The 12435-nt window shown below is 62.8% G+C and carries 8 protein-coding genes and 1 pseudogene; 6 read left to right on the forward strand and 3 right to left on the reverse strand.

Annotated elements, in window-relative coordinates:
• Positions 1 to 90: 90 nt before the first annotated feature.
• From NKJ94_RS31810 to NKJ94_RS31825, 4 genes are all read left to right on the forward strand, one after another.
• A complete protein-coding gene (locus NKJ94_RS31810) occupies positions 91 to 804 on the forward strand; it encodes a DNA-3-methyladenine glycosylase I (RefSeq protein WP_352531040.1) in 714 nt (237 codons plus the stop codon).
• Positions 805 to 869: 65 nt separating this feature from the next.
• Positions 870 to 2585, forward strand: a complete 1716-nt coding sequence (locus tag NKJ94_RS31815; protein WP_352531042.1) for an NAD+ synthase — start codon at positions 870 to 872, stop codon at positions 2583 to 2585.
• Between the two features lie 454 nt (positions 2586 to 3039).
• On the forward strand, positions 3040 to 4845 hold the full coding sequence (locus tag NKJ94_RS31820; RefSeq protein WP_352531044.1) for an ABC transporter ATP-binding protein: 1806 nt from the start codon (positions 3040 to 3042) through the stop codon (positions 4843 to 4845).
• A 134-nt stretch (positions 4846 to 4979) separates the two neighbouring features.
• Positions 4980 to 6353: a glutamate--tRNA ligase gene (locus tag NKJ94_RS31825; protein WP_352531046.1), complete on the forward strand. Its 1374-nt coding sequence runs from the start codon at positions 4980 to 4982 to the stop codon at positions 6351 to 6353.
• Here NKJ94_RS31825 and NKJ94_RS31830 read toward each other — a convergent pair.
• Positions 6271 to 7465 (reverse strand): annotated as a pseudogene (locus NKJ94_RS31830) (DUF2865 domain-containing protein). The gene NKJ94_RS31825 and the pseudogene NKJ94_RS31830 sit on opposite strands and share 83 nt — an antisense overlap.
• 374 nt (positions 7466 to 7839) lie before the next feature.
• Between NKJ94_RS31830 and NKJ94_RS31840 the strand changes: the two are divergent.
• Positions 7840 to 8352, forward strand: a complete 513-nt coding sequence (locus NKJ94_RS31840; RefSeq protein ID WP_352531052.1) for a DUF1287 domain-containing protein — start codon at positions 7840 to 7842, stop codon at positions 8350 to 8352.
• Between the two features lie 12 nt (positions 8353 to 8364).
• Here NKJ94_RS31840 and NKJ94_RS31845 read toward each other — a convergent pair whose 3' ends face one another.
• The gene (locus NKJ94_RS31845; protein ID WP_352531054.1) at positions 8365 to 10689 is read right to left on the reverse strand and encodes an NADP-dependent malic enzyme; all 2325 of its coding nucleotides are present in this window, start codon (positions 10687 to 10689) and stop codon (positions 8365 to 8367) included.
• 424 nt (positions 10690 to 11113) lie between these two features.
• On the opposite strand from NKJ94_RS31845, the gene NKJ94_RS31850 reads away from it, so the two are divergent.
• Positions 11114 to 11953, forward strand: a complete 840-nt coding sequence (locus tag NKJ94_RS31850; RefSeq protein ID WP_352531056.1) for a hypothetical protein — start codon at positions 11114 to 11116, stop codon at positions 11951 to 11953.
• Between the two features lie 83 nt (positions 11954 to 12036).
• Here NKJ94_RS31850 and NKJ94_RS31855 read toward each other — a convergent pair.
• Positions 12037 to 12435 (reverse strand): hypothetical protein (locus NKJ94_RS31855; RefSeq protein WP_352531058.1); only part of this gene is annotated, 399 nt, incomplete at its 5' end.

Genomic DNA, 12435 nt, shown 5'->3' on the forward strand with positions numbered 1-12435 from the left:
GATATCTCCATACGAAAACGCATCGGCTTGGCAGCCTCGTTTCCATATAGGAAGATGCGGGGCCTCAAAAGCGGTGTGAGGATGCACCAAATGCCTGATTTCGCGAAGATTCGCGCCCGTGCGGCGAAACGCAAAGGCGGTGAGGCGGCGTTGGCGTCGCTGCTGGGGTCTATGCCGGACAACGCTGCCGTGGCGAAGATTGCGGACGATCGCATCCTGTCGACTATGGCTGAGCGGGTCTTTGCCGCCGGTTTCGTCTGGCGTGTCATCGAGCAGAAATGGCCGGGCTTCGAAGAGGCATTTCTCGGCTTCGAGCCGAGGCGGCTGTTGTTCCAACCTGACGATTTCTGGCACGATCTCACCGCCGACAAGCGCATCGTGCGCAATCCGCAGAAGATCAAATCCGTACGCGACAACGCAGCCTTCGTCGAGCGCGTGTCGAAGGAGCATGGCAGCTTCGGCAAGTTCCTCGCCAATTGGCCGGCGGATGACCAGATCGGGTTGATGGCTTATCTCGGCAAGCATGGAAGCCGGCTCGGCGGCAATACCGGCCAGTATTTTCTGCGCTGGCTGGAGTGGGACGCCTTCATCGTCTCGGCCGACATGGCGGCATCGCTGCGCGACGCCGGACTCGACATCGCGCAGCGCCCGACATCGAAGAAGGATCTGGGCAAGATCCAGGCCCAGATCAACACCTGGGTGGGGGAAACCGGGCTGCCGCGCCGGCACATTTCGCGCATTCTGGCAATGTCGATCGGCGAGAACCATTCGCCGGAAGCCCTGCGCGAATATATGGGCGAATAGGACCGATCGTTTGGTCTAAACGAACGCCATTGCCCGACGAATTTTGCCGCGCTAAACCCACAGGCATGACCGACAAGACCGCTCCAGACATATTGCGCATCGCCGTCGCCCAGCTCAATCCGACGGTCGGCGACGTCGCCGGCAATCTCGCCAAGGCGCGCGAGGCGAGGGCGGATGCCGCCCGCCAGGGCGCCGACCTCGTGCTGTTCACCGAGCTTTTCCTTGCCGGCTATCCGCCCGAGGATCTGGTGCTGAAGCCGGCTTTCCTGAAGGCCTGCGAGCGGGCGGCGGAGGATTTCGCCGGCGATACCGCCGACGGCGGCCCAGGCGTCATCATCGGCACGCCGCTGAAGCGCAAGAGCGGCACGCATAATTCGATCATCTTTGCCGATGGCGGCAAAATCCTTGCCGAGCGCTACAAGCTCGACCTGCCGAATTACGGCGAATTCGACGAGAAGCGCGTCTTCCAGGCGGGCCCCGAGATCCAGGGACCGGTCAATTTCCGCGGCGTGCGGCTGGGCATCCCGATCTGCGAAGACATCTGGGGCGATGTCGCCGTCTGCGAGACGCTGGCCGAAAGCGGCGCGGAAATCCTGCTGGTGCCGAACGGCTCGCCCTATTATCGCGGCAAGGTCGATGTCCGCCACCAGATCGTCATCCGCCAGGTCATCGAATGCGGCCTGCCGATCATCTATGCCAACCAGCTTGGCGGCCAGGACGAGCTGATCTTCGACGGTGCGTCGTTTGCCATAGGTTCTGACAAAACGCTGGCCTTCCAGATGAGCCAGTTCGAGGAGACGGTCAACGTCACCACCTGGAAGCGAACCCGCGTCGCCGCAGGCGCGCAAAATGGAAATAATTCCGACGTCTGGGTCTGCTCTGATGGACCGATGTCGAAAATCCCGGAAAAGGAGGAGGCCGACTATCGCGCCTGCATGTTGGGCCTGCGCGACTACGTCAACAAGAACGGCTTCAAGAATGTGGTGCTCGGCCTCTCCGGCGGCATCGATTCGGCGATCTGCGCAGCACTTGCCGTCGATGCGCTCGGCGAGGAACGGCTGCGCGCGCTGATGATGCCTTACCGCTACACCTCGAAGGACTCGCTGAAGGATGCCGAAGACTGCGCCCGCGCGCTCGGCTGCCGCTACGACATCGTGCCGATCTTCGAGCCGGTCGAGGGTTTCCTGCACGCGCTGACCCAGCTTTTCGAGGGCACCAAGGAAGGCATTACCGAGGAGAACTTGCAGAGCCGGGCCCGCGGCACCATCCTGATGGCGATTTCCAACAAGTTCGGCTCGATGGTCGTCACCACCGGCAACAAGAGCGAGATGTCGGTAGGCTACGCCACGCTCTATGGCGACATGAATGGCGGCTTCAACCCGATAAAGGACCTCTACAAGATGCAAGTCTATGCGTTGTCGCGCTGGCGCAACGCGCATGTGCCGCCGGGCGCGCTCGGTCCATCCGGCGAGGTGATCCCGAACAACATCATCGACAAGGCGCCATCGGCGGAACTGCGCGAGAACCAGACCGACCAGGATTCGCTGCCACCCTATCCGGTGCTCGACGACATATTGGAGTGTCTGGTCGAGAACGAGATGGGCGTCGACGAGATCGTTGCGCGCGGCCATGACCGGGCGACGGTGGCGCGCGTCGAGCACCTGCTCTACGTCGCCGAATACAAGCGCCGGCAGGCGGCGCCAGGCGTGAAGATCACCAGGAAGAACTTTGGCCGCGACCGCCGCTATCCCATAACCAACCGGTTCAGGGATCGGGGTTAGGCTTCAGGCCGGTCACAGACGGCCGCACCATGCGCCTCCACCGCGTCCCGGCGGGCTGAAGCGGATCGACGACGGCGCACAACCGGCGATTGTTGCAAAATCGTCTCACTGCTTGGACCAGATGCTCTTTCGGCTATCTACTGACTTGGCGCGGCGTTGAGGCGTCTCTATAAACGCCTTTCCGCGATCCCCTTGGGGAGGACCGAATGCCAGGATTTGACATCGTTATGCGAGGCCGCGAAGCCTAGGTCTCAAACGGCAAGCCAGAAGGTTTTTACCTTTCCGGCGAAGCCGAGCTGAGAACAGGCGTTCGTCGATGCCGGTCGCCGCCCGTATTCGGGCGAGCGCCAAGTGTGCCGAACCTCCGCATTCCTGGGCGCTAACTCGCTCCCAACGCGGTTTTTTCAATTTTCGACCTTTCCGGGATCGGGCTCGTTTGCGCCCGAATGACATAATGACTCGTTTTCGAATAGATTTGCGCGCAGGCGCCTTTCGTAGCGTTCTTGGTTTTACGCTTAGCCATTGGCGGCGTCAGCCGTGGCGGCTTGCCGGCATTATGGGCACGTTCCTGCTGTCGACCTTGGCCGACGTGCTGACCCCGCTCTATTCCGGCCGGCTGGTCGATGCCGTCGCCAGTAGCGCTGCGGCCGACGATGTTGCGTGGAATGCGGCGATGGCGGCCTTTTCGATGCTGGTGGCCCTTGCTCTCACCGGTGTCGTGCTGCGCAACCTCGCCTTCATGGCCATCGTCGAGCTGACGTTGAAGATGATGGCGGATATCGCTGCCGACGCCTTCCACCGCGTCCAGCGCTTCTCCACCGACTGGCACGCCAACAGCTTCGCCGGATCGACGGTGCGCAAGATAACGCGCGGCATGTGGGCGCTCGACCTGCTCAACGACACGATCCTGATTGCGCTGCTGCCATCCGTCGTCATGCTCGTCGGCTCGACCTTGCTGCTTGGCTGGTTCTGGCCGCTGATGGGTGCTGTCGTCGCCGCAGGTTCGGTGCTGTTCATCGCGGTGACGACGATGCTGTCGCTTGGCTATGTCGCGCCCGCGGCAAGGCTTGCCAATGCGTGGGATACGCGGCTTGGCGGGTCGCTGGCCGATGCGGTGAGCTGCAACGCCGTGGTCAAGGGCTTTGGTGCCGAGGAGCGCGAGGAGGCGCGGCTTGCCGAGGTTGTCGCCAAATGGCGCGCCCGCACCCGGCGCACTTGGATGCGCGGCACCCTCAACGGCACTACGCAAGGCACGATGCTGCTGCTTTTGAGGGCAGCGGTCATCGGGTTCTCTCTGCTTTTGTGGTCGTGGGGGCAGGCGAGTGCCGGCGACGTCGCTTTCGTGCTGACCTCATTCTTCGTGCTGCAAGGCTATCTGCGCGACATCGGCACGCATATCCGCAATCTGCAGCGGTCGATCAACGACATGGAGGAACTGGTCGATTTCCAGTCCGAACCGCTCGGCATCGAAGATCAGCCCGGCGCTATACCGATCCGGATCACCGATGGCCGTATCACCTTCGACAATGTCACGTTCCACTATGGCAGCCACCGCCTGCCGCTCTACCGCGATTTCTCGGTGGATATCGCGCCGGGCGAACGCGTTGGGCTGGTTGGCCATTCGGGCTCCGGCAAGACGACCTTCGTCAAGCTGATCCAGCGCCTCTATGACGTGACTGCGGGAAATATTCTGATCGACGGCCAGGACATTGCCAATGTGGCGCAGGCGTCGCTGCGCGCGCAAATCGCAATCGTCCAGCAGGAGCCCATCCTGTTCCACCGGTCGCTAGCCGAAAACATCGCCTATGCCCGGCCGAGCGCCACGCAGGCCGAGATCGAGCATGCAGCACGGCTTGCCAGCGCGCACGACTTCATCGCCAATTTGCCGAAAGGCTATGGCACGCTGGTCGGCGAGCGTGGCGTAAAGCTGTCAGGTGGTGAGCGTCAGCGCGTTGCAATCGCACGCGCGTTCCTCGCCGATGCGCGCATCCTGATCCTGGACGAGGCGACATCGAGCCTCGATTCGGAATCGGAGGTGCTGATCCAGCAGGCGATGGAGCGCTTGATGGTCGGCCGCACGACGCTGGTCATCGCCCACCGGCTGTCGACGGTGCGGGCGCTGGACAGGCTTTTGGTGTTCGATCGCGGCCGCATCGTCGAGGAGGGTTCGCATGACCAGCTGATCCGGCTGCAAGGCGGCATCTACCGCCGGCTGTTCGAACGCCAGGCGCTTGAGCTGACCAAAGGCCTGGTGATCTGACGGGTTGCGGCGCCGCGCGTCTTAATGGATGCGCGGCGCTGCAGCCTTTTCATCGCCTTCGTCATGTTCTATGTCTGCCGCCGAGCGCGGGGGCGCGTCTTGTCAACAGCAAAACCATCCGGTACGCCCCGCTCATGACAGTTACCGTCCGTTTCGCCCCGTCACCGACCGGCCGCATCCATATCGGCAATGCGCGCACCGCTCTGTTCAACTGGCTGTTTGCCATCAAGAACAAGGGCCGCGTCATCCAGCGCTTCGACGACACCGACGTTGCCCGTTCGACGCAGGAATTTTCCGACGCCATCCTTTATGACCTGCATTGGCTGGGCATCTTTCCGGATGCCACGGAGTACCAGTCGCGGCGGGTCGAAATCTACGATGCCGCACTGGAGAGGCTGAAGGAGGCGCGCCTCGTCTATGCCTGCTATGAGACGCCGGAAGAACTCGATCTAAGGCGCAAGGTGCGCCGCACACGCGGCCTACCGCCAGTCTATGGCCGCGAGGCGCTGACGCTGACACCTGAGCAGGTTGCGGAATATGAGGCCGACGGCCGTCGGCCGCACTGGCGCTTTCTGCTGCCCAACTTCACCAGCGATCCGCTGCAGCCGGAGCGCACCGAAATCCACTGGAACGATCTGGTGCGCGGCGAGGAAACCGTCGACCTCGCCTCGCTTTCGGACCCGGTTCTACGGCGCGAGGACGGCACCTACCTCTACACACTGCCTTCGGTGGTCGACGACATCGAGATGGGTGTCAGCCATGTCATTCGCGGCGACGACCACGTCACCAATACCGGCGTCCAGGTAGCCTTGTTCCGGGCGCTCGGCGCCGAGCCGCCGGTGTTCGGTCACCATAATCTTCTGACAACGGCATCAGGCGAGGGGCTTTCAAAGCGCACCGGCGCACTGTCCATCCAGAGCCTGCGTGAAAGCGGCATCGAGCCAATGGCGGTTGCTTCGCTGGCCGTGCTCGTCGGTACCTCGGAAAATGTCGTGGCGGTGCCGACGATGGCCGAACTTGCCGAGCGCTTCGATCCGGCGGCAACATCGAAATCCGCCGCCAAATTCGAGCCGGACGAACTCTTCGTGCTCAACCGCACGCTGCTGCACCATATGCCGTTCTCCGAGGCACGCGACCGGCTGATCGTGCTTGGCATCTCCGGCGAACAGGCCGAACCTTTCTGGCTGGCGGTGCGCGGCAATCTCGACAGGCTGGCCGATGCGGCGATCTGGTGGCGTACGCTTCGCGACGGCCCACAGGAGCCGGCGGAGTTTTCCGACGACGACCGCGACTTTCTTCGCCAGGCGTTCGAGCTGCTGCCGGAAGAGCCTTGGAACGGCACCGTCTGGAAGGATTGGACCGGCAAGATCCGCGAGGCGAGCGGCCGTAAGGGCAAGGCGCTGTTTATGCCGCTCAGGCTGGCGCTTACGGGACAGTCTTCGGGTCCGGAGCTTGCAGATCTGTTGCCGTTGCTGGGCCGGGAAGGAACGTTGGCCCGACGACCCTGACCTTGCGTTGTTCCGGCGGCACCAGGGACGTCGGCGAGGGCACGGGTTTGACGGCAAGGCGTCTGATCGCCTCACGGTCGAGGCCGCCTTCCGTGTTGGCCAAGGTCTCCGGGTCGGCGCCCGGATCAGGCCTGGCAACCGGCAGCGGAATAAACGGAGTGGTCTCCACGTTCGCCTCGGATTGTTCCGCGGTTGGCGGGTTGCCCGCGATGATCTCGAAATTCTGCCCGGCGTTACAGCCGCAGGCCGGCGGCTGCGGCATGTCCGACTGCTTGTAGAGATAGGCCGTCGGCAGTTCGCCATAGGGCCTGCCGGTCACCGAAGACGTCATGGACGCCGAATCGCCGCTCATGCCGCGCGTGTAGAAGACCTGCATCTCGGTGCCGGGGCAGCTCGATTCGCAATTCTTCTGGTCGCGCTCGAAATCGCCCAGCGAAGCGGCATTCGACATCGGAAAGAAATAGCCGTCGCAGGTGCGCACGCACATGGTGCGGAATTCGCCTCGGGGCTGGCCCAACTCGCCGGCGTTGTTGAGCATGGTGCGGATGTTGCGCGGCTGATTGGGCTCTTCAAGCTGGTCGGGCGCACCGGGTTCACTTGCATCACTGCCCAAAAGCTGGTCGAGCAGGGTTCGGTTGCCGTTTTCACCGCTGGCTTCGCGGACCGGTGCGAGCGTCGGCGGCGCCGCATCATCGCGGCAGCCATTGGCGTCAAGCGAGGCCAATATGCGCGCGATCGCGTCGCGAACCACCGCCGGCAAGCTCGGCGCGCTTGGCCTGCAAACTGTCGAGATTGGCAGCCATGCGATCGATGGTAGCGTCGAGTGCTGCGCATACGTTGGCGTTGCGGCGAGATAGCGAAAAGCCGCAGCCGGCGCTGCTGGATTGGCCGACGGACTTTGAAATCTGATGACGCTGCCGCACGATCGCGTCGTCATATTTCCGGAGCAGGGCCGGCTTGCCGCCGCCACCCCGAGAAGCGGCGGCAAGATCGGCTTCAAGCTGGCGGCAGAGGCGCGAAGCGGCCTGCGCCTGAGTGACGGCAATGCCGGACAGCACCACGGCGCCGAGCAGCGCAGCGGCCCGCGTCAGCTTCCAACTTGCGCCCGTCATCCCTCCGGAACTCCGACTGCCTGTCGTTCAGAAAGCTACCGCGCTTGCGGTTAACCGTTTGTTTAGCATACCGCCGATTCCGGCTTCAGCCCAAATCGGCGATGGCTTGCGCCTTGTGCGCGGCTTCGACCACGACCAGTGCTGTCATATTGACCACGCCGCACGACATATTGGGACGGAGCCACGACCGCGACATCCTGGCGTTGCACGAAAAAGGCGTATTCGCCCAGAAGAATGCCTGGATTCAGCAATGCCCGGAGGCTTGGCATGGCCGCGATTACCCGTCGAGCCGCACTGCAATTTGGCTTTTGTGCCTGGCGATGCCGGTTGCCACGGCGCAGGAAAAGCCCATCACGCCGGATTGGGGCACCAAATTGGTCGAAGCCGCCCGTGAGCAGATCGGCGTCACCACCGTCTACGATCCGACCTATACACGCCTGGCCTATCCGGGCGGGGATGTTGAGCCCGAGCGAGGTGTGTGCACGGATGTCGTGATCCGCGCTTATCGCCGCGCTTTCGATCTCGATCTGCAAGAATTGGTCCATGAGGATATGCGGGCCAATTTTGCCGCTTATCCAAAGGCTTGGGGCTTGAAAGCGCCCGACCGCAACATCGACCACCGCCGTGTGCCCAACCTTGCGATCTATTTCGGGCGGCGAGGCGCTGCCTTGCCCGTCAGCCAAGACCCCGCCGACTATCGACCAGGGGATCTCGTCACCCAGATGCTCCCCGGCAATCTGTCACATATTGCCATCGTGTCGTCCAATCGCTCCACTTTGGTATCGACAAGGATGCTGGTCATTCACAATATCGGCCGCGGCGCCAGGGAAGAGGACACTTTGTTTGCCTTCAGGCAGACAGGGCATTTCCGGTTCAAGCCAGTCTGAGAAAGCCCGCGGCTAGCCCAGATCGACGATGGCTTGCGCCTTGTGCGCGGCTTCGACCACGGCCAGTGCCGTCATGTTGACGACGCCGCGCGAGGTGACCGACGGCGTCAATATGTGCGCCGGGCTGTCGGTGCCGAGCAGGATCGGGCCGACATGCAGCGCGTCCATCATCGTGCGCAGCGCGGTCAGCGTGATGTTCGCCGAATCAAGATTGGGAAACACCAGCAGATTGGCTTCGCCTTTCAGCCGCGAATGCGGATAGACGCGTTGGCGCAGCTGCTCCGACAGTGCCGAGTCGGCATGCATCTCGCCGTCGCATTGCAGGTCGGGCGCGATGCGCGCCAGGATCGCTGCTGCCTGCCGCATCTTCATGGCGCTTGGCGAATCGCGGGAGCCGAAATCCGAATGCGAAAGCAGGGCTGCCTTGGGCTCGATGCCAAAACGCTGAATCTCCTCGGCCGCCAGAACGGTCATCTCCGCAATCTCCTCGGCGGTCGGATCGACGGAGACATGGGTATCGGTGAGGAAAATGATGCCGCGCTGCGAGATCAGCATGGAAAGCGTCGACAGGTCGCGATCCTTGATGCCGGCGCGCGGCCCGATGATCAGTGTGACGTTGCGCAAATGGCGCTCGAAACGGCCCTCGAGGCCGCAGACCATGGCATCGGCGTCGCCGCGCTTCAGGGCAAGGGCGGCGATCACCGTATTGTCGGTGCGCACCATGGTGCGCGCCGCTTCCGTGGTCACGCCGCGCCGGCCGGCAAGCTCGATCAGGAGGTCGACGTAGTGACGGTAACGCGGATCGTCTTCCGGGTTGATCAGGCCGAAATCGACGCCCGGCTTGATGCGCAGCCCATAGCGCTTCAGCCGCACCTCGATGACGTGCGGGCGGCCGATCAGGATCGGTTCGGCAATGCCTTCCTCGAGCACGACCTGCGCGGCGCGAAGCACGCGCTCGTCCTCGCCGTCGGCATAGATGACGCGCTTGGCGCCCGACGCCTTAGCCATCGAGAACACTGGCTTCATGACCAGGCCGGAGCGGAAGACGAAGCGGTTCAGCTTGTCGATATAGGCGGCGAAATCGGTGATCGGCCGGGTCGCGACGCCAGTCTCGCAGGCTGCCTTGGCAACGGCAGGGGCAATGCGCAGAATCAGCCGCGGATCAAAAGGCGAGGGGATCAGGAACTCCGGACCGAAGATCGGCGTCTCGCCGGAATAGGCGCGCGCGGCAACGTCGGACGGCTCTTCGCGGGCAAGCGCTGCAATCGCCCGCACGGCGGCCATTTTCATCTCTTCGTTGATGGCGCTTGCGCCGCAATCCAGCGCGCCACGGAAGATGTAAGGAAAACAGAGTACGTTATTGACTTGATTGGGGAAATCGGAGCGGCCGGTGCAGATCATCGCGTCGGGTCGCGCCGCCCGTGCCGCTTCCGGCATGATCTCGGGATTGGGATTGGCCAGCGCCAGGATCAGCGGTTTTGGTGCCATGTGGTGCAGCAATTCCGGCTTCAGCACGCCGGCGGCCGAGAGGCCGAGAAATACGTCGGCGCCGGGCAGAACGTCGGCCAGCGCGCGCGCCTCGGTGTCCTTCACATAGGGATCTTTCCAGCGGTCCATCTCCTCGACACGGCCCTTATGGGCGACGCCGAACCGGTCGGTGACCCAGATGTTTTCGACGCGCGCGCCGAGCGAGACCAGAAGGTTGAGACAGGCAAGCGCCGCGGCGCCGGCGCCCGACGTGACGATCTTGATGTCCGAGATAGACTTGCCGGCGAATTCCAGCCCGTTGAGCACGGCGGCGGCGACGATGATGGCGGTGCCGTGCTGGTCGTCGTGGAAGACCGGTATGCCCATGCGGGCTTTCAACTGCTCCTCGACCTCGAAGCATTCGGGCGCCTTGATGTCCTCGAGGTTGATGCCGCCGAAGGTCGGCTCCAGCGCCGAGATCGTCTCGACCATGCGCTCGATGCCCGGTGCGTCGATCTCAATGTCGAAGACATCGATGCCGGCAAATTTCTTGAACAGCACCGCCTTGCCCTCCATCACCGGCTTGGAGGCGAGCGGACCGATATTGCCGAGGCCGAGCACCGCCGAACCGTTGGTGACGACGCCAACCAGATTGGCCCGCGCCGTATAGTCGGCGGCGGTCGCCGGATCGTCGCGGATTTCGAGGCAGGGGGCGGCGACGCCGGGCGAATAGGCAAGCGCCAGGTCGCGCTGGTTGCCGAGCGGCTTCGTCGCCTGGATCTCAAGCTTTCCAGGCCGGGGATGCTTGTGGAAATAAAGCGCCGCTTCGTCGAGGTCGGATCGCGCCGCCTTCTTGCTTTCGCCTGTCATGACGGCCGCCTCCTCAGTTCAGTCCGTTTGGTGTTTTGAGTCTCTTAGCATGCAGCCGCGGCTTTTCGAGGGGTGATATGTCGCAAGTGCGGGGCTTGTGGCTTCGCGCCGCCGCCCTGCTATGCTGCCATTGAAATGTTGGGGACGACGGACGGGTGCCGCGGCGGGCGGCGCCGCCGCCCAGTTTGGATGTCTGCCGAAGGCCGTGGGATGTTGCCATTCGACGAGTCATGTGACCACTGCGCCCTCTGCCGAATCGCCAAGAGAGAACGAAGCCCTCGCACGTATTGGCGCCTGTTCCCGTGGGGGATGGACGCATTCACTTCGGCGCAATATGGATGGGGATGTAGCCCGCTGTTGCGCTCGCATTTCACCGCGTCCCTAAGTCAGGTGACGAAGACGTTCGATATTAGGAGAGCTGGTCATGACCGACAACAAGCCAGACGTTACCAAGGATTGGCAAGCGACGCAGGGTCAGAAGTCTTCCGCGACGCGCCTTCGACTTTTCGCCGCGCTGGCGTGGCTCATCGCCATAGGCGGCGAGATCTACGGGATTATTCTGTTTCGTCAGAACAAGTTCGACCACGGAAACCTGCCGCTGCTGATCGGCATTCTGGTCGGGATCGCGATTTTCGCAATCGCCGGCAACTTGCTATGGAAGGCTGCCAATCGGCACGATCCGGCCCGCGCATCCGACACAGGAAGGTTCTTCTTCCAAAACCAGCTCGGCGCGATCATCACGCTGATCGCCTTCCTCCCGCTGATCTTCCTGATTCTCACCGACAAGAACATGGATCCGCAGACCAAGAAGGTTGCCGGTGGCGTCGGCGCTGCGCTGGCCGTGCTCGCCACGGTAATGGGGGTCAGCTTCAAACCCCCGTCGGTCGAGCAGTACACCCAGGACATGAACGCGTGCGCGACCCAGATCAAGTCGGGGCAGCCCACCACCGCCTGTTCGCCCGACGTCGCCGCCCAGGCGCAGCAGATCGCCACGGACACTGCCGCGGTGGCGGCGGCGACGAAGGACGCGAGTCACCCCAACGGTCTGGATGTCGTCTACTGGATCGCGCCGGAAAACAGCGCCGCGAAGTCTGCGGAGCCGCATGTTTTCCACCTCTGCGCAGCCGTCAGTCCGCTGAAGGACAAGACCGTGAATAGCGGCTCTGTGACGGAGGCTTACGCGCAGAACGCCATCCGCATCACGAAGCAGATCGATATGGAACAGAAGCAATGCGGGTTCACCGGCGCAACCAGTGCCAATTGAGGCCGAAGGCATCGGAAGCGGCTACGAGCACGCGGACTGTCACGGTTATTAACGACAAAGGTCGCAGGCGAAAGGTTCTTTACCTATCTCGCCACCCCGACTACATCGATGATAGCCTCAAACCCTATGGCTGGTACAAGGACTTTGTCCTTGGAGATGGCAGGGAACACGGCCTGTCGCCGGAGTATATTGCCGAATATATCCAGTCGGTTGACGTGATCGAAGATCCCGACAAGACACGGGACAATAAGCAGCGGGCCACGCTCGGAAGTCTGGGGCGGTGAGACTACGGTGCCGGTGCGAGTTCCCGGTCCAGACTGCGGACCCGATGTCCGCTTCTGGCGCAACGCGTCCAGCGCGATGCCGCATTCAGATGTCTTCTGTGGATGGCTCCCGCGATGCAAGAGGTAATTCGACATTATGGCGCGTTGGTCGGGTGCAGTCTTCTGTCCGGCCTGTTGATGCAGCCATTCGAGACTGCT

Source organism: Mesorhizobium sp. M0060 (assembly GCF_040323155.1).
GTDB lineage: Bacteria > Pseudomonadota > Alphaproteobacteria > Rhizobiales > Rhizobiaceae > Mesorhizobium.